Source organism: Lentzea sp. NPDC051208 (assembly GCF_040682435.1).
Classification (GTDB): Bacteria; Actinomycetota; Actinomycetes; order Mycobacteriales; family Pseudonocardiaceae; genus Lentzea; species Lentzea kristufekii.
Genome location: NZ_JBFBAW010000016.1, coordinates 98447 through 120932, shown reverse-complemented (window position 1 = coordinate 120932; position 22486 = coordinate 98447). Strand labels below are relative to the sequence as shown.

Genomic DNA, 22486 nt, shown 5'->3' with positions numbered 1-22486 from the left:
TTTTGACGTTGCGGGAGATCCGCGACGACCTGACAACGGCCAACGGGGCGTCGAAGTGGCACCTGCCCGTGGTGGAAGCACCTGAGCTGGACTGCCTGACTGAACGGCCGCTGGACCCGTACGCCCTGGGACTCTTGATCGGAGACGGCTCTCTGCTCAACGGCAGGGTCATGTTCACCAGCGCTGATCCAGAACTCCTCGTAGAGCTGATGGCGGCACTTCCGAAGGGCGCACACCTCGTCAAGCCTGATTGGGCGAACAAGTACGACTGGTTCGTGAACGGATGTCGCAAGGGTACGAACCCGGTTCTCAACGCGCTGCGGACTCTTGGGGTCTGCGACCACCGCGCCAGGGACAAGTTCCTGCCGGAGAACTATCTGGTCGCACCGGTGAAGGTCCGGCATGCGCTGTTGCAGGGGCTGCTGGACGCCGATGGCACGCTCGATCACGCCAATGGTTCCACTGTGACCTTCCTGTCGGCGTCGCCGCGGCTCGCTGATCAGGTGTCCTGGCTGGCGGAGTCACTGGGTGGCACAGGCAAAGTTCGCCTTGTCGAGAAGATGGGAAACACCTACCACCTGGTCAGCCTTCGTCTGCCCAAAGAGTTCCCGCCGTTCCGGCTCACTAGAAAAGCGGAACTCGTCAAGGAGCTCACCAAGTACGAGAAGCCTGTGCGGGCGATTCGTGCGGTCGAGTTCGTCGGCCGCAAACCCGTGCAGTGCATCTCGATCGCACACCCTGACCAGCTCTACGTCACCGATCACTTCATCGTCACCCACAACACGATGGTCGCGTTGCGGGCGATGCTCCAGGCCGTCGACGCGGGCCGTCAGGCGGCGATGCTCGCGCCCACGGAAGTCCTTGCGGCACAACACGCTCGCTCGTTGACCGAGATGCTCGGCGACCTCGCCCAGGCGGGCCAGCTGGGCGGCGCCGAGGATGCGACCCGCGTGACGCTGCTGACGGGTTCGATGAACACGGCCCAGCGCCGTCAGGCGTTGCTCGACATCGTGACCGGCGAGGCGGGCATCGTCGTCGGCACGCACGCGATCATCCAGGAGAAGGTGGAGTTCCACTCCCTGGGCCTCGTCGTGGTCGACGAACAGCACCGCTTCGGCGTCGAGCAACGAGCCGCCCTCTCGGCGCGCAGCGAACGCGAGAACCCGCACGTGCTGGTCATGACCGCGACGCCGATCCCGCGCACGGTGGCCATGACGGTCTACGGCGACCTGGAGGTCTCGGCCCTGCGCGAACTGCCGGGAGGCCGCTCGCCGATCAAGACCTCGGTGGTGCCCGTCCGCGAGAAGCCCGCCTGGCTCGACCGGGCGTTCGCCCGCGTGCGCGAGGAGGTGGCGAAGGGCCACCAGGCGTACTTCGTCTGCCCGCGCATCGGCGACGAGGAGCCGGCGAAGTCCGAGGACGAGGACAAGCGCCCGGCCCTGTCCGTGATCGACGTGGCGACCATGCTCGCGGCGGGCCCGTTGCGCGGCCTGCGAATCGAGATCCTGCACGGCCGCATGCCCCCGGACGAGAAGGACGCCGTGATGCGGGCCTTCTCGGCCAACGAGGTCCACGTCCTGGTGGCCACCACCGTCATCGAGGTGGGCGTCAACGTCCCGAACGCCACCGTCATGGCCATCATGGACGCGGACCGCTTCGGCGTCTCCCAGCTCCACCAGCTCCGCGGCCGAGTGGGCCGCGGCAGCGCGCCGGGCCTCTGCCTGCTGGTCACCGAGATGCCGGAGATGACCGCGACGATGGAGCGCCTCCGCGCCGTCGAGTCCACTCTGGACGGCTTCGAACTGGCCCAGCTCGACCTCGAACTGCGCCGCGAGGGCGACATCCTCGGCGCCGCCCAGTCGGGCCGCCGCTCGGGCCTGAAGATGCTGTCCCTGCTGCGCGACGAGGACATCATCGCGGACGCCCGCACGGCCGCGCAGCAGGTCGTGGACGCGGACCCGGACCTGGAGCAGCACCCCGGCCTCGCGGCGATGGTGGCGACGTTGCTGACGGAGGAGCGCGCCGAGTTCCTGGAGAAGACCTAGCCGGGACACGCGACGAGCTTCGCGGCGTGAGCGGGTGCGGTCGGTTTTGCGGCGTGAGCGAGTGCAATGGGTGTTGTGGCGTGAGCGGGTACGGGTGGGCTTCGCGACCTGAGTGGGCGGACCGAGGGGTGCGTGTGGGGCGAGGTGACCTGGGAGGCGCGGCCGACGGCGTCCGGTGGTTGCCTGCTCAGCTGCTGTGTTGCCACCCCCGCAACCCACCGGTCTGCCGAGCCACGGGTCTGCGACTCCACGACCGCCAGCCCTCATCCCGCTGGCCGACCACCCCCAGGCCGCCGCCCCACCCCACCGGCCCGCCCGCCGCCCCACCCCAGCGGCCGCCTAAGCACTTCCACGCCCATCTCGCCACCGGCGTCACCTGAACGTGTGCGCGTGCCAGCACCGTATCTGCCCAAACGTCTCGGTACGTTCCACGCGTGCGTCGCCTGATCATCACCGCGCTGGTAGCCGCCCTTACCGTTCTCACCAGCCCGGGCCCGGCCCTGGCCGGCCAGGTGCTGCTCACCGGCGTGGAGTCCCGCCACCCGCACGCCATCCGGCTGGAGCACGGGAGGCACCGCGGGTCGATCCTCGTCGCGCTGCACGGATTTCACGTCGTCAACGTCCTGCGCGCGACCAAAGCCGGAAGGAAGTTCCGGCAGATCGGCACCTTCACTGACGACGTGAGCGCCCACGCGACGTGTTGCGGTCACCTCTACGAGTTGCCGCGCCAGGTCGGTGAGATGCCTGCCGGGACGGTGCTGTGGGCGGGGTCGGTCGGGCTGCGGCAGGAGGGGCTGAAGGCGCGGATCTGGCGCAGCGACGACGCCGGCGAGACGTGGCAGCACCTGTCCGAGTGCGCGCGGGCCATGCCTGGCGGCGGGCTCTGGGAGCCGGACCTGTCCGTTGATGCGCGGGGGCGGCTGAACTGCTACTTCGCTGACGAGACCGACGAGGAGCACAGCCGGTACATCGGACGGTCGGTGTCGGCCGACGGCGTCCTGTGGTCGGGCAAGGAGCAGGTCGTCGCCCTGTCGGCCGGCTGGTTGCGGCCGGGGATGCCGCAGGTCAAGCGGCTGCCGACCGGCGATTTCTACATGATGTACGAGATCTGCTCGCAACCCGACCAGTACTTCTGCGAGGCCTACCACCGGAGTTCGCCCGACGGCATCAACTGGGGCGACCCCACGTGGCACGGCACCAGGCCGACGACGAAGGACGGCCAGTACTTCGCGCACACGCCGTCGATCACTCTCGCGCCCAATGGCACGTCAACGGGCCGTGTGATCCTCATGGGACAGATGCTGATGTCCGCCGACGGCAAGGTCGACCCCGGCAACGGCAGGACGGTCTTCGTCTCCGAGAACGGCGGCAGGGACAGCTGGTACGCGGTTCCCGCGCCGGTCGAGGTGCCGGGTGCGCGGGACGACAAGTGCCCGAACTACCACTCCAGCGGGGTGGCGTCGCTCGACGGCGGCGAGCTCATCGGGTTCGCGAGCGACTTCGCGGCGAACGGCAGCTGCCACACGAGCTGGGCCACGAGCAGCCTGCCGCCGTTCCCCGGATAGAACTCAGTCCTTCTGCCGCGGTTTCGGCAGCTGCTCGGTCTTCTGCTCACCGGAAGGCGCCGCGGGTTCCTCGTCGCCGTTGCCGTCCTCCAGCGGCTTGAGCACCGACATCGCCGCCTCCACCGCCGCCTGCGCGGCGTGGAACTGCGTCGCGAGGTTGTCGTGCGCCGCCCGCAGCGACGACTCCTTCTCGGCCGCGGCGGCCGCGCGCTGGTCCGCCTCGGCGACGGCCGCTGCCGTCTTCTCCTCGGCTTCACGCACCAGCGCCGACGTGCGTGCCTCGGCGTCGCGGACGAGCGCGACGGCCTTCTCGTTGGCCTCGCGCACGGTCTTCTCGGCCTCGGTCTCGGACTCGCGCAGGGTCGTCGCCGCCTTCTCCTCCGCGGCGCTGACCAGGGCGACGGCCTTCGCGGACGCGTCGGCGGTGGTCTTCTCGGCGCGAGCGATCGTCTCGGCTTCGAGCTCGGAGAGGACCTTCGCGGCCTCCTCCTGCTTGGCCTTGAGCTCGGCTTCGAGCTTCTGCAGCGCCTCGGTCCGCTTGGCCTCCGCGTCGGCGGTGATCCGCTCGGCCTCGGCCCGCGCGTCCGCCATCAGCTTCTGGTGCTCCGCGGTCAGCTTCGCCTTGAGGCCGTCGTACTCCTTGTCCAGCTCGTCGTGGTACGCCTTGTACTTCGCGTCCAGTTCGACGCGGTGGGCGTCCAGATCGGCCGACTTCTTCTCGAACTCGGCGGCGAGGTGCTCACCGTTCGCGCGCACCTCTGCGACCAGTGCCTCGTGCTCGGCGGCGAGCTTCGCCTGCAACGACGCGTGCTCCGCCTCCAGCTCCGACCTGCGGCCGGCGGTCTGCTGGTCGAGCTCGGCGTGGCGCTGCTGGTAGTTCATCTCGAGCTGCTTGCGGCGCGCCTCGGTCTCGGCGAGCAGGCGCTGGTGGGCCTCGCGCTGGCCGGCCGCCCACTTCTCGGCCTCACCCCGCGTCGCGGCGGCCTTGTCGAGGGCGTCCTTGCGGATGTCCGCGATCTCTTCCTCGGCCAGGCTCATCATCACGCGCACACGCTCGGTGACGTTCGACGCACTGACGGGAGCGTTGGCGAGGTTCTGGAGCTGGATCTTGGTCTTGTCGAGGTCGGCGCGCATCGAGTTGAGCAGTTTGGTGAGCTCGCCCACCTGCGCGGCGGCCGCGTCACGGGAGCGGTTCGAGTTCTTGAGGTCGAACTCCAAGCGGGTGACTCGTTCGTTCACCTGTCGCTGGTTGTAACCACGAAGGACAACGTCGAAATGCGGTGTGCGGGCAGTAGGCTGCCCGGCTCCATCAGCCCCGGCCATATGGCTCACCCTACCGAGATAGTCGCGAAGATCGTCACTCGATCTGGTTAAACCCACTACCGGCCGCAGTCTGACCGGGTGGTGGGTATCCACTTTGCTCTCACCACGCGAGAATCCGTGTGAACAAGACCGATCAGGATGACACCCATCACGTGGGACGGTCCTCCCAACAGGCAAGAGTCGCACGGTAACGTGCCACGACTGATGACTGCCGAGTAACACCGGGAGGGCACGGATGTTCCGCAAGGTTCTTGTCGCCAACCGCGGCGAGATCGCGATTCGCGCGTTCCGCGCCGCCTACGAACTAGGCGCGGGAACGGTCGCCGTCTTCCCTCACGAGGACCGCAACTCGTTGCACCGCCTGAAGGCGGACGAGTCCTACGAGATCGGCGATCCCGGACATCCCGTCCGCGCCTACCTCTCCGTCGAGGAGATCATCAAGGCCGCCCGCAAGGCCGGCGCTGACGCGATCTACCCCGGGTACGGCTTCCTGTCCGAGAACCCGGAACTCGCCATGGCCTGCCGTGAGGCAGGTCTCACCTTCATCGGCCCCGTCGCCGAGGTGCTGGAACTGACGGGCAACAAGGCGCGCGCCATCGCCGCCGCCCGCGAGGCCGGGCTGCCGGTGCTGGAGTCGAGCGAGCCGTCGTCGGACGTCGACGAGCTGCTCGAAGCGTCGAAGACCATGCGCTTCCCCGTCTTCGTGAAGGCCGTCGCCGGTGGTGGTGGCCGCGGCATGCGCAAGGTCGACGACCCGGCCGCGCTGCGGGAGGCGCTGGAGGCGGCCTCACGCGAGGCGGAGTCGGCGTTCGGCGACCCGACCGTGTTCCTCGAACAGGCCGTGGTCGAACCGCGCCACATCGAGGTGCAGATCCTCGCCGACGGCCAGGGCAACGTGATCCACCTCTTCGAGCGCGACTGCTCCGTGCAGCGGCGCCACCAGAAGGTCATCGAGATCGCGCCCGCGCCGAACCTCGCGCCCGAGCTGCGTGACCGCATCTGCGCCGACGCGGTGAAGTTCGCGAAGCACATCGGCTACCGCAACGCCGGCACCGTGGAGTTCCTGCTCGACCCGCAGGGCCACTACGTCTTCATCGAGATGAACCCGCGCATCCAGGTCGAGCACACGGTCACGGAAGAGGTGACCGACGTCGACCTGGTGCAGTCGCAGATGCGCATCGCGTCCGGCGAGACGCTGGAGGACCTGGGCCTGTCCCAGGAGACCGTCCAGCTGCGCGGCGCGGCGCTGCAGTGCCGCATCACCACGGAGGACCCCGCCAACGGGTTCCGCCCGGACACCGGCACGATCAGCGCCTACCGCTCGCCCGGTGGTTCCGGCATCCGCCTCGACGGCGGCACGGCGGGCGCCGGCATGGCCATCAGCCCGCACTTCGACTCGATGCTCGTGAAGCTCACCTGCCGCGGCCGCACCTTCGAACTCGCCGTCGCCCGTGCGCGCCGTGCGATCGCGGAGTTCCGCATCCGCGGTGTGTCCACGAACATCCCGTTCATCCAGGCCGTGCTGGACGACCCGGACTTCTACGAGGGCCGCGTCACCACGTCGTTCATCGAGAAGCGCCCGCACCTGCTGACGGCCCGCCACTCGGCCGACCGCGGCACGCGCCTGCTGACCTACCTCGCGGACGTCACGGTCAACCACCCGAACGGCACCCGCCCGACCGCGGTCGACCCGCGCGAGAAGCTGCCGGTCATCGACCTCAACGCGGAACCGCTCGCCGGGTCCAAGCAGAAGCTGGTCGAGCTCGGCCCCGAGGGCTTCGCGCGCTGGATGCGGGAGAGCAAGGCCGTCGGCGTCACGGACACGACGTTCCGCGACGCCCACCAGTCGCTGCTCGCGACCCGAGTGCGCACCAAGGACCTGCTCGCCGTCGCGCCGCACGTCGCGCGCATGACGCCGCAGCTGCTGTCCCTGGAGTGCTGGGGCGGCGCGACCTACGACGTGGCGCTGCGGTTCCTCGCGGAGGACCCGTGGGAGCGGCTCGCCGCGCTGCGCGAGGCCGTGCCGAACATCAACCTGCAGATGCTGCTGCGCGGCCGCAACACGGTCGGCTACACGCCGTACCCCGAGGCGGTCACCAAGGCGTTCGTGCAGGAGGCGACGAACACCGGCATCGACATCTTCCGGATCTTCGACGCGCTGAACGACGTCGAGCAGATGCGCCCGGCGATCGAGGCCGTGCGCGAGACCGGGACGGCGGTCGCCGAGGTGGCCCTGTGCTACACCAGCGACCTGTCCGACCCGGACGAGCGTCTGTACACACTGGACTACTACCTCAAGCTGGCGGAGCAGATCGTCGGCGCGGGCGCGCACGTGCTGTGCGTCAAGGACATGGCCGGCCTGCTGCGGGCTCCGGCAGCGTCGCGCCTGATCACCGCGCTGCGCAAGGAGTTCGACCTCCCGGTCCACCTCCACACGCACGACACGGCGGGTGGCCAGCTGGCGACGTACCTCGCGGCGATCCAGGCGGGCGTGGACGCGATCGACGGCGCGACCGCGTCGATGGCGGGCACGACGTCGCAGCCGCCGCTGTCGTCGATCGTGGCGCTGACCGACCACACCGAGCACTCCACCGGCCTCGACCTGCAGAACGTCTGCGACCTGGAGCCGTACTGGGAGTCGGTGCGCAAGATCTACGCGCCGTTCGAGTCCGGCATCCCCGGCCCGACCGGCCGCGTCTACCACCACGAGATCCCCGGTGGTCAGCTCTCGAACCTGCGCACCCAGGCCGTCGCTCTCGGCCTCGGTGAGAAGTTCGAGGAGATCGAGTCGATGTACGCGGCCGCCGACCGGATGCTCGGCCACCTCGTGAAGGTGACGCCGTCGTCCAAGGTCGTCGGCGACCTCGCGCTGCACCTCGTGGGCGCGGGCGTCTCGCCGAAGGACTTCGAGGCGGACCCCGGCAAGTTCGACATCCCGGCGTCGGTGATCGGCTTCCTGCACGGCGAACTGGGTGACCCGCCCGGTGGCTGGCCGGAGCCGTTCCGCAGCAAGGCGCTGGCCGGCCGTCCCGCGCCGAAGCCGGTCGAGGAGCTCTCCGCGGAGGACGAGGCGGGTCTCGTCGACGACCGGCGGGCGACCTTGAACAGGCTGCTGTTCCCGGGGCCCACCAAGGAGTTCCGCACGCACCGCGACGCCTACGGTGACACGTCGGTGTTGCGCTCCAAGGACTTCTTCTACGGCCTGCGTCCGGGCGAGGAGTACTCCGTCGACCTGGAGCCGGGCGTCCGGCTGCTGATCGGCCTGGAGGCGATCTCCGAGGCCGACGCGCGAGGCATCCGCACGGTCATGGCGACCCTGAACGGCCAGCTGCGCCCGATCCAGGTCCGCGACCGTTCGGTGGCCGCCGACATCCCGGCCGCCGAGAAGGCCGACCGCACGAACCCGAACCACGTGGCGGCCCCGTTCGCCGGCGTGGTGACGGCCACGGTGGCCGAGGGCGACCAGGTCGACGCCGGCCAGACCGTCGCGACGATCGAGGCCATGAAGATGGAGGCCGCGATCACCGCCCCGAAGGCCGGTGTCGTAGGGCGCCTGGCGCTGCGCGGCGCCCAGCAGGTCGAAGGCGGCGATCTCCTGATCGTCCTGGAGTAGGTCGTTCGTCTCGAAGGGCCCGGTCTCGTCGTCGAGGCCGGGCCCTTCGTGGTGCGGGGAGTGCGGAACTCCACGACGATTCCCTGCGTTGCACCGGTCACGGGGACAGGGAAGAGGGAAACGCATCATGAAGAAGGCGTTGGCCGGCCTGCTCGGCCTGGCAGGGGTGGCGTGGGCGCTGAAGGACGTGCCGAAGCAGTTGGGCGGCAAGCCCGACCCGGTTCGGATGGCGCGTTCACCGCGCTACCGCGACGGCAAGTTCCACAACGACAAGGAAGTCCGCACGGTCCCGGACCGCGACTCCTTCTCCATCCGTGACTTCATCTTCGGCGGCGAGGACCGCAGGCCGTCCGTCGCCGTCCCGCTCGTGGCGCCCGCCGCGCCGGTGTCCGAAGGCCTGCACATCACCTGGTACGGCCACGCTTCCGCGCTGATCGAGATCGACGGCGCCGCGGTGCTCATCGATCCTGTGTGGAGCGATCGGGTCTCGCCCTCCGTGCGCGTCGGTCCCAAGCGGTTGCACCCGGTCCCGCACCAGTTGTCCGATCTGCCCGCTGTCAGTGCTGTGGTGATCTCGCACGACCACTACGACCACCTCGACATGCAGACCGTGCAGGCGTTGACGTCCGGCACTTCCGCTGTGTTCGTGGTGCCGTTGGGGCTTGGTGCTCACCTGGAGCGGTGGGACGTGCCCGCTTCTCGGATCGTGGAGCTGGACTGGGACGAGTCGTATTCGGTGGACGGGTTCACCCTCACCTGTACTGCCGCGCAGCACTTTTCTGGGCGGTCTGTGCAGCGCAACGTGACTTTGTGGGCGTCTTGGGTGATCAAGCGGGGTTCGCGGTCGGTGTTCTACAGCGGGGACACCGGGTATTTCGAGGGGTACAAGGCGATCGGGGCGGCTCATGGGCCGTTTGACGCTGTGTTGATGCAGGTCGGGGCCTATGACGATGCTTGGCCTGACATCCACATGACGCCTGAGGAAGGGGTTCGGGCGTTCGACGATCTTGGTGGGCGGTTGTTGATTCCGGTGCATTGGGCGACGTTCAACCTCGGGTTCCACCCTTGGGGGGAGCCGATCGACCGGATTTGGCGGGAGGCCAAGGCTGGTGGGGTGGCGCTTGCCGTGCCTCGGCCTGGGGAGCGGGTTGATGTTGATTCGCCTGGTGAGGTCGACGGGTGGTGGCAGGCGCTCGCCTGACGCGGCTGTTGTGGGTGGTCGCCTTGCGTGCGGCGAGCTTGCGTTGCGTGCTTCCCCCACCGCCTTTGCCTTGTGGAAGGACGGCTCGCCTTCGGCTTCGCGTGTGGTCAGGCCGCGTTTGCGCCTGCCCTGGTGCGTAGGCGGCGGACTGCTCGCTGTACCTCGTCGCGGTGCTTTGCCGACTTCAGCCACGCTGGCAGCTTCGCGAGGATCGTCATCCTCCTGACTGAGGAGGGCAGCGGGTCTTCGCGGAGCGTTGCGCCTACGTACGACTCCAGTAGGTCCAGGTGCGCGGTGTTCAGCGCCCACAGCGTGTGGCCTGCGCACGGTGTTCGGAGCCACAGGTCTGGGACGAAGTGTGACGTCTCCCAGCACCACGTGCGTTTGTAGGGACGGACGTGCGCGCACGTCGTGCACGTCAGGCGGCCTGAGGTCGCCACGGCCCTGGCGCCGCAGGACGGGCATGTCAGCAGGACCGGGGCGGTGGCCAGGTCGCACAGGCAGGCGCCCGAGTCGCGGTGGCGGGTCATGCGGACAGGATGCACCTGGGACGATGGGGCGGTGACACGAATTGTTGCCGGGACCGCGGGAGGTCGCAGGCTCAAGGTTCCGCCCAAGGGCACGCGGCCCACGTCCGAGCGGGTTCGGGAGGCGCTGTTCAGCTCCCTGGAGTCGTTGGTCGACCTCGACGGGGCGCAGGTGCTCGACCTGTATGCCGGGTCTGGGGCTCTTGGCTTCGAGGCGTTGAGCCGGGGTGCGGCGCACGCCACGTTCGTCGAGTCCGACAAGAGGGCTGCTGACGTGCTCAAAGGCAATGCCAGGGAGCTTGGGTTCGCGAACACGACCATCGTCAACCGTGCGGCTGAGGCGTATGTGGTGGGCGAAGGGGAGAAGTTCGACGTCGTGTTCGCCGATCCGCCGTACGCGGTGGGGGACGACGAGCTCGCCAAGGTGCTCCGCAGGATCGTGCCGAGGCTCACTGCGGACGCCATCTTGATCGTGGAACGTGCTTCGCGAAGTGGCGAACCAGAGTGGCCTGAAGAGGTGGAATCCTTGCGTGCCAAGCGTTATGGGGACACTGCCGTGCATTGGGCCCAGGTGCGTGCTGATGGGTGACGAGAACCACGGACACGCCTGGAGGCGTCCGATCGGGTGCTAACGTCCGGCTCATGACGCGTGCCGTGTACCCCGGCTCCTACGACCCGGTAACCAACGGTCACCTGGACATCATCGGGAGAGCCGCGCACCTCTTCGAAGAGGTTGTCGTCGCCGTGCTCATCAACAAGAACAAGCGAACCTTGTTCGACGTCGAGGAGCGGCAGGAGATGCTGCGCGAGGTCACGTCGCAGTGGGACAACGTGCGCGTGGACTCCTGGCACGGCCTGTTGGTCGACTACTGCCGCGAGAACGACATCAAGGCCATCGTGAAGGGCCTGCGCGCGGTCAGCGACTACGACTACGAGCTGCAGATGGCGCAGATGAACCACCAGCTCACCGGCGTCGACACGCTGTTCATGCAGGCCAGCCCGCAGTACTCCTACCTGGCGTCCTCGCTGGTCAAGGAAGTCGCGACGTACGGTGGCGACGTCTCGACGCTGCTGCCCGCGTCCATCGAGCAGCGCCTGCAGCAGCGCCTCGCCGAGACCCGCTAGTCCAGGACGAGCTTCATCCCCACGTGCGACGCGGTGAACCCGAGCCGCTCGTAGAACCGGTGCGCGTCCACGCGTGACGCGTCCGTCGTCAGCTGCACCATGCCGCAACCGCGTGCGCGCGCCTCGTCGATCGCCCACCTGACCAGGCGCTCGCCCAGGCCGTTGCCGCGCTGGTCGGAACGCACCCGCACGGCCTCCACGGTCGCGCGGGTCATGCCCAGGCGCGACAGGCCCGCCGTGAACGTCAGCTGCAGCGTGCCCACGACCTCGCCGCCTGCCTCGGCCACGGCCAGGTGCTGGTGCGGGTCGGAGTCGATCACCTCGAACGCCTTCAGGTAGGCCGGATCGCCCGGCTTCTCCCGCTGCGCGCCGAGAAGGTCGTCGGCCAGCATTGCCACGATCGGGTGGACATCGGCGGCCACCGCCCGCCTGATTGTGATCTTCACGTTTCTCCCTGGCCGGATGTGGGCAAATCCTGACACGCCCTGCCGATCTCCCTCTCCCGAAGAGATCGGCAGGGCACACTTGTGGGTGGGAGTCACAGGGGTTAGGGAGTGAGACGTGTACCGGGTGTTCGAGGCACTCGACGAGCTCGTCACGATCGTCGAGGAAGCGCGCGGAGTTCCGATGACCTCGGGTTGCGTCGTGCCGCGCGGCGATGTGCTCGAACTGCTCGACGACGTGCGCGACGCGATCCCCGCGGAGCTCGACGACGCGCAGGACGTGCTGGACCACCGTGACGAGGTCGTCGGCAAGGCCAAGCACGAGGCCGAGACCGGCGTGTCCAAGGCACGCGCCGACGCGGACCGCATGCTCGCCGAGGCGCAGGCCGAGGCAGAGGCGATGCTGTCCGACGCCCGCGCCCGTGCCGAGCGGATGATCGCCGAGGCGGAGGACCAGGCCGAACGGACCGTGGCCGCCGGCCGTCAGGAGTACGACGACCTGGTGGGCCGCTCGCACGCCGAGGCCGAGCGCATGATCCAGGCGGGCCGCGCCAACTACGAGCGCGCCACCGAGGACGGCCGCGCCGAGCAGGCCAGGCTCGTCAACGAGCAGGAGGTCGTCCGGGCTGCGCACGCCGAGGCGGCACGCCTGCTCGACGCCGCCCAGAACGAGTCCATCCGGCTGCGGTCGGAGTGCGACGCGTACGTGGACAGCAAGCTCGCGGACTTCGAGGACCTCCTCGCACACACGCTCAGGTCGGTCGGCAAGGGCCGTTCGCACCTGCGCGGGCCGGCCGTCGCGGGTGCCGCGGCGCCGTTCGACTACGGTTCCTGACGAACCAGCCCGGTCCGGGGTCGACTGAACGTGTGATTCGCACTACGTCGGACAGGTGCGACCACCTGCGGATTTCACGCGCGGGGGCGTCGTCCCGTACCCTGGACCGGCTGGACGTGGTAGGTCCCCGTCAGCAAAACCCGAAATCATGACTGAGCATCGTCACGCGTCCACGCGTCCCACAGCATCCGGTCCCTGGGTCATCGACACCAGGGACATCGGCCGTCGCGCCGGACTGAGCCGACCCCTCGTGAGGTCGGTTCCCGGCGAAGGTGTGGGGCTGCTCGGGGTGATCGCGGTGCCCGAGGGCGGGGAAGTTGAGCTGGACCTCCTGATCGAATCGGTCGTGGAGGGCCTGCTCGTGTCGGGGACAGCGTTCGCCAAGGTCGAGGGTGAGTGCTCGAGGTGTCTCGAGCCGCTCACCGATGAGGTTGAAGTCCGGATCACGGAGCTTTACGCGTGGCCGGACAGCGCCACGGACGAGACCACTGATGAAGACGAGGTCAGCCGGATCGTCAACGATCTGATCGACCTCGAGCCTGTGGTGCGGGACGCCATCGTTCTCGCGCTGCCGCAGGCACCGCTCTGCGAGCCGGACTGCAAGGGGCTTTGCCCCGAGTGTGGTGGCAGGTGGGCGGAGCTCGGGCCCGACCACGGGCATGAGACGATTGACCCTCGTTGGGCCGCGTTGCAAGAGCGGTTCAGCGATGACAACTCGGAGGAGAAGTAGTCGTGGCCGTCCCGAAGCGGAAGATGTCGCGTTCGAACACCCGTGCGCGTCGTTCCCAGTGGAAGACGTCTGCCGTGCACCTGGTGGCGTGCTCCAACAAGGCTTGCCGCCAGCCGAAGCCGCAGCACGTCGCCTGCCCGGCCTGTGGTCAGTACGCTGGCCGCCAGGTCGCTCAGCCGGCCTGATCTCCTCGGCGACGTAGTGGGGGGAAAGCCGCCGCGCGCACCGCAAGCGGACCGCGCGGACCTGCTCGAAGCGCTCGGCGTCCACCTGGACGCCGAGCTGCTCGTGCTGTCGCTCACCCACCGGTCTTACGCGTACGAGAACGGCGGCTTGCCGCCGAACGAGCGTCTCGAGTTCTTGGGAGACGCGGTGTTGGGGCTGGTCGTCACCGACCACCTCTACCGCACCCATCCCGACCTTCCCGAAGGTCAGCTCGCGAAGCTCCGTGCCAGCGTGGTCAACATGCACGCACTGGCCGGCGTGGCGCGTGATCTCGGTGACGGTGGGCTCGGTGCACACCTGTTGCTCGGTCGTGGTGAAGAGCTGACCGGCGGCAGGGACAAGGCAAGCATTCTCGCTGACGGCCTCGAAGCCGTCATCGGTGCGGTGTACCTGCAGTTCGGTATCGATACCGCACGAACGTTCGTTCACCGGCTGTTCGATCCGCTCTTGGCCAAAGCTCCGCTTTTGGGTGCTGGACTGGACTGGAAGACAAGCCTGCAGGAGCTCACCGCTCAAGCCAGCCTCGGCGTCCCGGAGTACCGCGTGGACGACCAGGGGCCGGACCACCGCAAGGAGTTCACCGCAACGGTGCTCGTCGGTGGCCAGCCTTACGGCAAGGGTGATGGGCGCACCAAGAAGGAAGCCGAGCAGAAAGCCGCCGAAGCGGCTTATCATGTTCTGTCGGAACGGGCCAAGGCCGAGCAGGAGTCGGCCAAGGCCAAGAACGGACAGAATGGCGCCTCGGTGACGCCAGGGATCTCCCCAACCGAGGAAGACTGAGACCGCAATGTATGCGACCAGGAACCGCACGAACCGCCGCACGCGCACCGCTCGCGGCCCGGTGAACACCTCCCGCAGCGGAGGAATCCAGGGACTTGTGCTGGTCAGGGACACGAGCCGCGCGGGGGTATGGGTGCTCAAGCCCACCAAGCCGCAGGCCGCCGTGATCGACGCACAGCCCGTCGACGAGGGCAAGTCCGAAGCCTGACGTGCCCGAGCTCCCAGAGGTCGAGGTAGTACGCCTCGGCCTCGAAGCCCACGTCGCCGGCCGGGTCATCTCCTCGGTAGAGGTGATGCACCCACGCGCCATCCGCCGGCACGACATGGGCTCCGCGGACTTCTGCGCGCGCCTGGCAGGCCAGCCAATGGCCGCTGCCAGGCGCCGCGGCAAGTACCTCTGGGTGGAACTGGCTGACAAGGCCGCCATGCTCGCTCACCTGGGCATGAGCGGCCAAATGCTCGTCCAGCCCTCGTCGGCCCCCGACGAGAAGCATCTGCGCGTCCGTTTTCGGTTCGACGACGGCGGACCAGAGCTTCGTTTCGTCGACCAACGCACCTTCGGCGGCCTCGCGCTGGCCGAGCTGGTCGAGGTCGACGGCACCCTGGTTCCCGACTCGGTCGCGCACATCGCTCGCGACCCCATGGACCCTTTGTTCTCCCGTGATGCTGCCGTGCGCGCGTTGCGCCTGCGTCACACGGAGATCAAGCGTGCCCTGCTGGACCAGACCCTCGTGTCCGGCATCGGCAACATCTACGCCGACGAGGCCCTGTGGCGCGCGAAGCTGCACGGCACCCGCATGACGGACAAGCTCACGAAACCCAAGGCCGCCGAGCTGCTGGACCACGCCACCGACGTGATGCGTGAGGCGCTCGGCCAGGGCGGGACGTCGTTCGACGCTCTCTACGTCAACGTCAACGGGCAGTCCGGCTACTTCGACCGGTCACTGAGCGCGTACGGCCAGGAGAACCGGCCGTGCAAGCGGTGCGGTGCCGCGATCGTGCGCGAGCCCTTCATGAACAGGTCCTCGTACTCCTGCCCGCGCTGCCAGCCGCGCCCCCGGTTCTGACCGACCGCGCGAGCGCCAGGCCGTCCTGTCCAGGACGCGCTGGATCTCGTTGTGCGCCCAGTCCGCGCCGTCGGTTCTGACGGCACTGCGCCGCCGCCGCTAGTTGATGCAGCTGCCGCCCACGACGAGCGGCGGTAGCGCCGAGGGCATGCCGTGCGACATGACACGTGAGTGAACCGCGTGGCGATTCTCCTTGGCGTGTAATGGAAAGCTGGTGGCGACACAAATGCCCTTGGTCAAATTGCGGTGGCTGAAGCCGAGTCTGGTCGCGGTGGCGGTTCTCCTCGTGCTGGCTGCGGTGCTGCAGCTGACCGGCACGCTGACGAGCTTCTCGCCGTTCCGCACGGAGACCATCGACCGCAGCCATCCCGCTGTGCTGAAGGAACTCCGCAACCTCAGCCAGTACCACGCGGCGACCGGCGACTACGAGGTCGTCGTCGACATCGAGAAGGACGCGCCGTGGCTGCCCGACTTCCTCTCCGGTGAACGCACGCTCTTCGTCGGAGCGGGCACCGTCAACGCCTACGTCGACTTCGGCGGCCTCGTGGACGAGATGCTGGTCATGTCGCCCGACCGGAAGACCGTCGAGGTGCGGATCCCCGAACCCGTGCTGGACAAGCCGAACCTGAACAACGAGCGCAGCTACGTCTTCGACCAGAAGCGCGGCCTGCTCGACCGGCTGGGCTCGGTCCTCGACACCAAGAGCCAGCAGGAGTTCTACCTCGCGGCCGAGAAGCGGATCGCCGAGGCGGCCGACAAGTCGGGGCTGCGCGAGCGGGCCGCGGAGAACACCAAAACCATGCTCACGGGAATGCTGCGCGCGCTGGGATTTCAGGTCACGGTGGTGGAGAACCGATGAGCGGAGGCCCCCGCATGAAGATCGCCATCGCCCTTCTCGCCGTCGTTCTCACCGGTTGTGCCGGTGGGGAACCGAGCGATCCCACCGGTGCGCGAGCAACGACCACCGCCACCCCCGCGTCCTCTGCACAGAGCAGGCAGAAGGTGCCGAAGGTCGTGGAGATGCGGCTCGCCGAGGCACGGGACTTGCTGAAGCAGCAGGGATTCGAGGTGGCGGAGGAGGACAGGACAGGCCAGGGACGGCAGATCCTCGAGGGGACGAACTGGGTGGTCGTCTCCCAGTTGCCCGAAGCGGAGGCCGAGGCGCCGAGCGGGACGCGGGTGTTGCTGAAGGTGCGCAAGCCGACCGACACCTCCGCCGGCCAGGAGCCTCCGGCCAAGGGGGTCGTGCCGAACGTGGTGTGCCTCGACCTGCAGAAGGCGCAGGACACCTTGCAGGCGGCGGGCTTCTACCTCCTCGGTTCCGAGGACGCGACCGGGCGGGGCAGGCAGCAGGTGGCCGACCGGAACTGGGTCGTGGTGAGCCAGTCGGCGCAGGCGGGCAGCAGGCCCGACGTCAAGGTCAAGATCACGCTCGGCGCGGTGAAGTTCGGCGAGCCGACGGGTGGGTCCGGCTGCAAGAGCTGATTTCCGCCTGACACGGCCTCCCCGGTTCTCACCTGGGAGGCCTTCTCATTTGCGGAATGGACAGTACTGCGCACTGCGTAGTACTGTCCACAACGCAACAGCGGGTGGGAGGGGCCATGGACACCAGTCAACTGCTCAAAGGGGTGCTGGACCTGGCCGTGCTTGCGGTTCTGCGCAAGGACGACGGGTACGGGTACGACGTGGTGCGCAGACTGCGCGCCGGGGGATTGGACGAGGTGGGCGACGCGTCGGTGTACGGGACGCTGCGGCGGCTCTACAACGCCGGGATGCTGACCTCGTACGTGGTGCCCAGTGAAGAGGGGCCGCACCGCAAGTACTACAGCATCAACGAGACCGGGCGGGCGCGCCTGGCTGAGTCGAGGGAGACGTGGAGGTCGTTCGCCAGCACGCTGGACGGCCTGCTCGAGGAGGTCGCAGCATGAACACCCAAGCGCTCGGTGTCGAGTACTACCTGACCGGAATGCGCGCCGCCCTCGACGACCTGCCGCCCAACGAGGTCGCCGAGATCATGGAGGACGTCGAGGCGCACATCGCCGAGCTGTCGTCCGAGCTCGGTGAGAACGAGACCCTGGAGCAGCGGCTCGGGCCGCCCGAGCAGTACGCGCAGGAGCTCCGGCAGGCCGCCGGGTACCCGGCGCGGACCGAGCGGTTGCCGGTCACGACCAAGAACCAGTTGCTGACCCGGCCGCGGGTCGCGGCCTGGGGGCTGGCGGCGGGCACCGGCGTCACGTTGCTCGCGGGGGCGGCGGCGTTGCGGGAACCGGCGGTTCTGCTGCTGCCCGCGGTGATCCTCGTGTTGAGCCTGGCTCTCGTGAACGACCGCGGGCCCGTGCAGCAGGAGATCATGAACCTGCCGGAGACGATCAGGCTCAAGAAGTGGCTGACGCCCGAGGCGGGCACGCCGGCCGAGCGGGCGATCACCTATCTCAAGTCGTTGCAGCCCGCGTGGTGGCTGGTGCGGGCCGGGCTGCTCGGTCTTGGTGCCGTGCTGCTCGCCGGCCGCGACATCCTCGGGTTCCTCGCGATCGCCGCCGTCGCGGTGGTGTCGGTGTTCGCCGGGCCGCGCGCCAAGGTCGACCGGCGTTGGCTGTGGTTCAGCCTGCCGGCCTCGGCGCTGGCGGTGGGGCTGCTGTTCCAGGTGATCGACGTGACGGCGGGGCAGCTCGGGTACAACGCGTCGCGGTCCTCGTACTCGGGGCCTGTCCTCGAGACGTACGAGAACATCTACGTGTACGACGAGAACGGCAAGCTGCTCACGAACGTGCTGTTGTACGACCAGGACGGCACGCCGATCAACGCGCGAGAGGGCTACACCGGCTGCTATGCGCCCGATAACGGCCCTGAGCCGGTCATTCCCGCTAACCGCTATCCGCGGCCGAAGGTCGGCTACGAAAACGGTCGCTGTTACACAGTGGAACCGACCGTGACCGCTCCGTCATCAACGTCGAGCACGGCACCGCCCAGTTCTGGAAGCGCGACTCCGAGCTCGGTGTCACCTACTTCCGTGTCACCCAGCAAGTAATCGTAGGAGCGGGACCCGTCGGGGGGTCCCGCTCCTACTTGTTCTGCTGTGGATCAGCCAGGTGGCGCAAAACCGGCATGGCCGAGCGCAGGTGTTCTCTGTCTTCTGGCGAAAGTTCGGTCATTCTTTCACTCAATAGTTCGGCTTCGCCGTGAGCGAGCGACAGGATCGTCTCGCGGCCGACTTCGGTGAGCACGACTATCGTCGCTCTGCCGTCGGCCGCGTCAGGCTCTCTTCGGACGAGGCCGGTGGACTCCAAGCTGGTCACGACGGTTGTAGCGGTCGGCTGAGAACACAGCGCGCGCACGGCGATCTCGCCGATCCGCATCGGGCCGTGGGCGCTCAGTTCTGACAGCACCAATAACTGGGTGGGTTGCAAACGACGGGCCGGAGCGGCCTGCCGAAGACTTCGCACCAGCCGGTGCACGGCCACCACGAGTTGAAGTGCCTCGTGGTTGGTGACGGTGGTGGGCATCGTTTCTCCGCGCGCATGTGATTGTCCGAATTCGGACACGAACCATGGCACTTTCCCTCATTCACGCTCCGCGCGCTATCCGCCAACTGCCGATAACCCATTCGGCCGTTGTGGTGACGCGGGGTGTCACGGCGTGCGTCCGACACACTTAAATGTGCTGGTAAACAGCGTAAAAAGCGCAGCGAAGCTCACTCGAACGGGCGCCGGGCTGAAGCACGATTCAACGAGACAGATCTGCTGTCAGAACTGTGGGAAGGCGCACTCGTGTGGCCGTCTGGTGCAGCGCGTACCCCCGAACGGTCCCCCTCCGGCCAGGGCAGACTGGTCCGGTGAGTCCGAAAACCAGACGTGGCGAGCTCCGCATCCACCTCGGCGCCGCTCCCGGTGTCGGCAAGACGTTCGCCATGCTCGGTGAGGCGCACCGCCGGCGGGAACGCGGCACGGACGTGGTCATCGGATTCGTCGAGACCCACGGCCGCGAGAAGACCGCTGAGCTGGCCGAAGGCCTGGAAACCGTCCCGCGCAGGCTCTCCGCGCACCGCGGTGTCGAACTCACCGAGATGGACGTCGACGCCGTGCTGGCCCGCGCGCCGCAGGTCGCCGTCGTCGACGAGCTGGCTCACACGAACGCGCCCGGATCCCGTAACGCGAAACGGTGGCAGGACGTCGAGGAACTCCTCGAAGCCGGGATTGATGTGCTGTCCACGGTCAACATCCAGCACCTGGAATCCCTGAACGACGTCGTCCACCGCATAACGGGCGTACCGCAGAAGGAAACCGTGCCGGACGAGGTCGTGCGCAAAGCGAACCAGATTCAGCTCGTCGACCTCACGCCGGAGGCTCTGCGCCGCAGGCTCGCCCACGGCGACGTCTACGCGGCGAACAAGATCGACGCCGCCCTCGGCAACTACTTCCGCGTCGGAAACCTCACGGCGTTGCGCGAGCTCGCGTTGCTCTGGGTCGCCGACCAGGTCGACGTCGCGTTGCTGCGCTACCGGGCCGAACAGCAGATCACCGACACGTGGGAGACGCGCGAGCGCGTGGTCGTCGCCATCACCGGTGGCACGGAAAGCGAGACGCTCATCCGTCGCGCGCGTCGCATCGCCACGCGTGCGGGTGGCGACCTCCTCGTCGTGCACGTGCTTCGCGGCGATGGCCTCGCAGGCGCTGATCCGCACACCCTGCAGAAGTACCGCAAGCTCGCCGAGGACGTCGGTGCCACGTTCCACACCGTTGTCGGTGATGACGTGCCAACGGCGTTGCTGGAGTTCTCACGCGGCGTCAACGCCACACAGCTCGTGGTCGGCACCTCGCGCCGTTCGCGGTTCGCGCGCGTGTTCTCGGCGGGTATCGGCTCCACGGTCGTGCAGGAGTCCGGCGCGATCGACGTCCACATGGTCACGCATCCGGCGACGACCAGCGGCTGGCGCGCCCGGTTCACCGGCAGTCCGTTGAGGCCGAGCCGGCTCGCGTGGGGCTGGTTCCTCGCGGTCGCCGGTCCCGCACTGGTCACGGCGGCCGGGGCGTCGTTGCGCGGCGGCCTGAACTTCTCCACGAACGTCATCGGCTACCTGCTGGTCACGCTCGTCGTGGCGATCGTGGGCGGGCTCGGCCCCGCGATCACCGCAGCGCTGATCAACGCGTTGCTGCTGAACTTCTTCTTCACCGAGCCCTTCTACACGTTCACCATCGACGCGCAGCAGAACGTGCTCACCTTCTTCGCGATGATCATCGTGGGCGTCTCCACGGCGTTGGTGGTGGACCACGCCGCGCGCCGTGCGACCCAGGCAGCGCGCGCTCGAACCGAGGCCACGCTCCTCGCGTCGTACGCGCGCACCGTGCTGACGAATCCGCAGCCACTCGCACGGCTGTTGGAGAAGGTGAAGGAGAACTTCGGCCTCACGTCCGTCGCGCTGCTGGAACGCGTCGACGGCTCTTGGGACCGCGTCGCGTGCGTCGGCATCGGCCCGTGCGACGAGCCCGACGACGCGGACGTCGACATCGCCGTGACCCCGGACGTGCACCTCGCGTTGCGCGGCCGTTCGCTGCCCGCGTCCGACCGTCGAGTCCTGGAAGCGGCCGCGGGCCAGGCGTTGCTCGCGCTCAGGCAGCAGCGCATGGCCGAGCAGGCCCTCGAAGCCCAGCGCCAGGCCTCCCGCACCGAACTGCGCACCGCGCTGCTCTCAGCCGTCGGCCACGACCTCCGCACGCCGCTGACCTCCATCAAGGCGTCCGTCGGCTCGTTGCGCGACCCGGAGCTGACGCTGTCGGACACCGACACCGCCGAACTGCTGGAGGCGGTCGAGGAGTCGGCGGACCGCCTGACCGGCCTCGTCGACAACCTGCTCGACTCCTCCCGCCTCGCCACCGGCGCCGTGGAGCCGCAGTTCCGCGCCGTCGACTACTACGAGGCCGTCGCGCGAGCACTCGTCGGCCAGACCGGCGACATCGAGGTCGACGTACCCGAGTCGCTGCCACCTGTGCGCGCCGACGTGGGCCTGCTCGAACGCGTGATCGCGAACGTCGTCGGCAACGCCATGCGCTACGCCGGCGCCGTGGCGTTGCGCGCGTCCGCCCACGGCTCCGAGGTGGAACTGCGCGTCGTCGATCACGGCCGCGGCCTGCCCAGCGGCACCGCGGACCAGGTCTTCGCCCCGTTCCAGCGCCTCGGCGACCGCACGCCGGGTGGCGTTGGTCTCGGTCTGAGCGTGGCGAAGGGCTTCACCGAGGCCATGGGAGGCACGATCACCATGGAGGACACACCCGGTGGCGGCCTCACCGTGGTGATCTCACTCCCCGCCGAGGAGAGGGTCGCGTGACGAAAGTACTGGTGGTCGACGACGAGCCGCAGATCGTGCGCGCCCTGCGGATCAACCTCTCGGCCAGGGGCTACGAGGTCCTCACGGCCCCCGACGGCGCCACGGCCCTCCGTCTGGCGGCGGACGGCAAGCCGGACGTGGTGGTCCTGGATCTCGGTCTCCCCGACATGGACGGCACCGACGTCATCGCGGGCCTGCGCGGCTGGACCACCCTGCCGATCATCGTCCTGTCCGCCCGCACCGACTCGGCCGACAAGGTGGACGCCCTGGACGCCGGCGCCGACGACTACGTGACGAAACCGTTCGGCATGGACGAACTGCTCGCCCGGCTCAGGGCCGCCGTCCGCCGCTCGGCCGCGGCCGGCCCCGAGGACGAGCCGATCGTGCAGACCGCCTCGTTCACCGTCGACCTGGCCGCGAAGCGCGTGCTCAAGAACGGCGCCGAGGTGCACCTCACGCCGACCGAGTGGGGCCTGCTGGAGGTGCTGGCGCGCAACGCGGGCAAGCTCGTCGCGCAGAAGCAGCTGCTGCGGGACGTGTGGGGGCCCGCGTACGAGAAGGAGACGCACTACCTGCGGGTGTACCTGGCCCAGCTGCGGCGGAAGCTGGAGCCGGAGCCCGCTCGGCCGCGGCACCTGCTGACCGAGCCGGGCATGGGATACCGGTTCGAGCTGTGACTGAATCA

20 protein-coding genes and 1 pseudogene are annotated in these 22486 nt (G+C 68.5%); 18 read left to right on the top strand and 3 right to left on the bottom strand.

Annotation, left to right across the window (positions count from 1 at the left end):
- Nucleotides 1–380: 380 nt before the first annotated feature.
- Both AB0M48_RS33410 and AB0M48_RS33405 read left to right on the top strand, forming a co-directional pair.
- Nucleotides 381–2045 (top strand): annotated as a pseudogene (locus AB0M48_RS33410) (helicase-related protein); the annotation flags it as partial.
- A 434-nt stretch (nucleotides 2046–2479) separates the two neighbouring features.
- Nucleotides 2480–3610, top strand: coding sequence for an exo-alpha-sialidase (locus AB0M48_RS33405; protein ID WP_363849511.1), 1131 nt, complete (start codon nucleotides 2480–2482; stop codon nucleotides 3608–3610).
- A gap of 3 nt (nucleotides 3611–3613) precedes the next feature.
- On the opposite strand, the gene AB0M48_RS33400 is transcribed toward AB0M48_RS33405, so the two are convergent.
- A complete protein-coding gene (locus AB0M48_RS33400; RefSeq protein ID WP_363849510.1) occupies nucleotides 3614–4849 on the bottom strand; it encodes a hypothetical protein in 1236 nt (411 codons plus the stop codon).
- 319 nt (nucleotides 4850–5168) lie between these two features.
- Between AB0M48_RS33400 and AB0M48_RS33395 the strand changes: the two genes are divergently transcribed.
- From AB0M48_RS33395 to coaD, 4 genes are all read left to right on the top strand, one after another.
- A complete protein-coding gene (locus AB0M48_RS33395) occupies nucleotides 5169–8546 on the top strand; it encodes a pyruvate carboxylase (RefSeq protein ID WP_363849508.1) in 3378 nt (1125 codons plus the stop codon).
- A gap of 127 nt (nucleotides 8547–8673) precedes the next feature.
- Nucleotides 8674–9747, top strand: a complete 1074-nt coding sequence (locus AB0M48_RS33390) for an MBL fold metallo-hydrolase (protein ID WP_363849506.1) — start codon at nucleotides 8674–8676, stop codon at nucleotides 9745–9747.
- Between the two features lie 561 nt (nucleotides 9748–10308).
- Nucleotides 10309–10863 carry a 16S rRNA (guanine(966)-N(2))-methyltransferase RsmD gene (gene rsmD / locus AB0M48_RS33385; RefSeq protein ID WP_363849627.1) on the top strand — a complete coding sequence of 185 codons (555 nt, stop codon included), beginning with the start codon at nucleotides 10309–10311 and terminating at the stop codon, nucleotides 10861–10863.
- Between the two features lie 53 nt (nucleotides 10864–10916).
- Nucleotides 10917–11399, top strand: coding sequence for a pantetheine-phosphate adenylyltransferase (gene coaD / locus AB0M48_RS33380; protein WP_363849504.1), 483 nt, complete (start codon nucleotides 10917–10919; stop codon nucleotides 11397–11399).
- Here the strand turns inward: coaD and AB0M48_RS33375 are convergent.
- The gene (locus AB0M48_RS33375; RefSeq protein ID WP_363849626.1) at nucleotides 11396–11839 is read right to left on the bottom strand and encodes a GNAT family N-acetyltransferase; all 444 of its coding nucleotides are present in this window, start codon (nucleotides 11837–11839) and stop codon (nucleotides 11396–11398) included. The two genes, coaD and AB0M48_RS33375, sit on opposite strands and share 4 nt — an antisense overlap.
- Before the next feature lie 121 nt (nucleotides 11840–11960).
- On the opposite strand from AB0M48_RS33375, the gene AB0M48_RS33370 reads away from it, so the two are divergent.
- From AB0M48_RS33370 to AB0M48_RS33325, 10 genes are all read left to right on the top strand, one after another.
- Nucleotides 11961–12677: a DivIVA domain-containing protein gene (locus AB0M48_RS33370; protein ID WP_363849502.1), complete on the top strand. Its 717-nt coding sequence runs from the start codon at nucleotides 11961–11963 to the stop codon at nucleotides 12675–12677.
- Between the two features lie 148 nt (nucleotides 12678–12825).
- Nucleotides 12826–13407, top strand: a complete 582-nt coding sequence (locus AB0M48_RS33365) for a DUF177 domain-containing protein (protein ID WP_363849500.1) — start codon at nucleotides 12826–12828, stop codon at nucleotides 13405–13407.
- Between the two features lie 2 nt (nucleotides 13408–13409).
- Nucleotides 13410–13592 (top strand): 50S ribosomal protein L32, encoded by a 183-nt coding sequence (gene rpmF / locus AB0M48_RS33360; protein WP_030467958.1) that lies wholly within the window; start codon nucleotides 13410–13412, stop codon nucleotides 13590–13592.
- Nucleotides 13593–13608: 16 nt separating this feature from the next.
- On the top strand, nucleotides 13609–14412 hold the full coding sequence (gene rnc / locus AB0M48_RS33355) for a ribonuclease III (RefSeq protein WP_319982562.1): 804 nt from the start codon (nucleotides 13609–13611) through the stop codon (nucleotides 14410–14412).
- 7 nt (nucleotides 14413–14419) lie between these two features.
- Nucleotides 14420–14620: a hypothetical protein gene (locus tag AB0M48_RS33350; RefSeq protein ID WP_030479711.1), complete on the top strand. Its 201-nt coding sequence runs from the start codon at nucleotides 14420–14422 to the stop codon at nucleotides 14618–14620.
- A 1-nt stretch (nucleotide 14621) separates the two neighbouring features.
- Nucleotides 14622–15479 carry a bifunctional DNA-formamidopyrimidine glycosylase/DNA-(apurinic or apyrimidinic site) lyase gene (gene mutM, locus AB0M48_RS33345; RefSeq protein ID WP_363849499.1) on the top strand — a complete coding sequence of 286 codons (858 nt, stop codon included), beginning with the start codon at nucleotides 14622–14624 and terminating at the stop codon, nucleotides 15477–15479.
- A gap of 226 nt (nucleotides 15480–15705) precedes the next feature.
- Nucleotides 15706–16338, top strand: coding sequence for a DUF4230 domain-containing protein (locus AB0M48_RS33340; RefSeq protein WP_363849497.1), 633 nt, complete (start codon nucleotides 15706–15708; stop codon nucleotides 16336–16338).
- Nucleotides 16335–16964 carry a PASTA domain-containing protein gene (locus tag AB0M48_RS33335; protein WP_363849496.1) on the top strand — a complete coding sequence of 210 codons (630 nt, stop codon included), beginning with the start codon at nucleotides 16335–16337 and terminating at the stop codon, nucleotides 16962–16964. Before AB0M48_RS33340 ends, AB0M48_RS33335 begins: the two co-directional genes overlap by 4 nt.
- A gap of 116 nt (nucleotides 16965–17080) precedes the next feature.
- The gene (locus AB0M48_RS33330; RefSeq protein WP_090066438.1) at nucleotides 17081–17407 is read left to right on the top strand and encodes a PadR family transcriptional regulator; all 327 of its coding nucleotides are present in this window, start codon (nucleotides 17081–17083) and stop codon (nucleotides 17405–17407) included.
- The gene (locus tag AB0M48_RS33325; protein ID WP_363849494.1) at nucleotides 17404–18507 is read left to right on the top strand and encodes a hypothetical protein; all 1104 of its coding nucleotides are present in this window, start codon (nucleotides 17404–17406) and stop codon (nucleotides 18505–18507) included. Before AB0M48_RS33330 ends, AB0M48_RS33325 begins: the two co-directional genes overlap by 4 nt.
- A 34-nt stretch (nucleotides 18508–18541) precedes the next feature.
- Here AB0M48_RS33325 and AB0M48_RS33320 read toward each other — a convergent pair whose 3' ends face one another.
- On the bottom strand, nucleotides 18542–18982 hold the full coding sequence (locus AB0M48_RS33320; protein ID WP_363849492.1) for a MarR family transcriptional regulator: 441 nt from the start codon (nucleotides 18980–18982) through the stop codon (nucleotides 18542–18544).
- 329 nt (nucleotides 18983–19311) lie between these two features.
- Here AB0M48_RS33320 and AB0M48_RS33315 point away from each other — a divergent pair, with 329 nt between their 5' ends.
- Nucleotides 19312–21801: a sensor histidine kinase KdpD gene (locus AB0M48_RS33315; RefSeq protein WP_363849490.1), complete on the top strand. Its 2490-nt coding sequence runs from the start codon at nucleotides 19312–19314 to the stop codon at nucleotides 21799–21801.
- Entirely contained in the window at nucleotides 21798–22478 is a 681-nt protein-coding gene (locus tag AB0M48_RS33310; RefSeq protein ID WP_363849489.1) for a response regulator, read from the top strand. The genes AB0M48_RS33315 and AB0M48_RS33310 overlap by 4 nt, the downstream gene beginning before the upstream one ends.
- The last annotated feature ends 8 nt before the right edge of the window (nucleotides 22479–22486 follow it).

What these genes read in the sequence shown, in the direction of transcription:
- AB0M48_RS33350 (WP_030479711.1), top strand. Translation starts at nt 14,420, where the DNA reads ATGTATGCGACCAGGAACCGCACGAACCGCCGCACGCGCACCGCTCGC.
- AB0M48_RS33390 (WP_363849506.1), top strand. Translation starts at nt 8,674, where the DNA reads ATGAAGAAGGCGTTGGCCGGCCTGCTCGGCCTGGCAGGGGTGGCGTGG.
- AB0M48_RS33365 (WP_363849500.1), top strand. Translation starts at nt 12,826, where the DNA reads ATGACTGAGCATCGTCACGCGTCCACGCGTCCCACAGCATCCGGTCCC.
- AB0M48_RS33330 (WP_090066438.1), top strand. Translation starts at nt 17,081, where the DNA reads ATGGACACCAGTCAACTGCTCAAAGGGGTGCTGGACCTGGCCGTGCTT.
- AB0M48_RS33320 (WP_363849492.1), bottom strand. Translation starts at nt 18,982, where the DNA reads ATGCCCACCACCGTCACCAACCACGAGGCACTTCAACTCGTGGTGGCC.
- AB0M48_RS33335 (WP_363849496.1), top strand. Translation starts at nt 16,335, where the DNA reads ATGAGCGGAGGCCCCCGCATGAAGATCGCCATCGCCCTTCTCGCCGTC.
- AB0M48_RS33340 (WP_363849497.1), top strand. Translation starts at nt 15,706, where the DNA reads ATGCCCTTGGTCAAATTGCGGTGGCTGAAGCCGAGTCTGGTCGCGGTG.
- AB0M48_RS33325 (WP_363849494.1), top strand. Translation starts at nt 17,404, where the DNA reads ATGAACACCCAAGCGCTCGGTGTCGAGTACTACCTGACCGGAATGCGC.
- AB0M48_RS33395 (WP_363849508.1), top strand. Translation starts at nt 5,169, where the DNA reads ATGTTCCGCAAGGTTCTTGTCGCCAACCGCGGCGAGATCGCGATTCGC.
- coaD (WP_363849504.1), top strand. Translation starts at nt 10,917, where the DNA reads ATGACGCGTGCCGTGTACCCCGGCTCCTACGACCCGGTAACCAACGGT.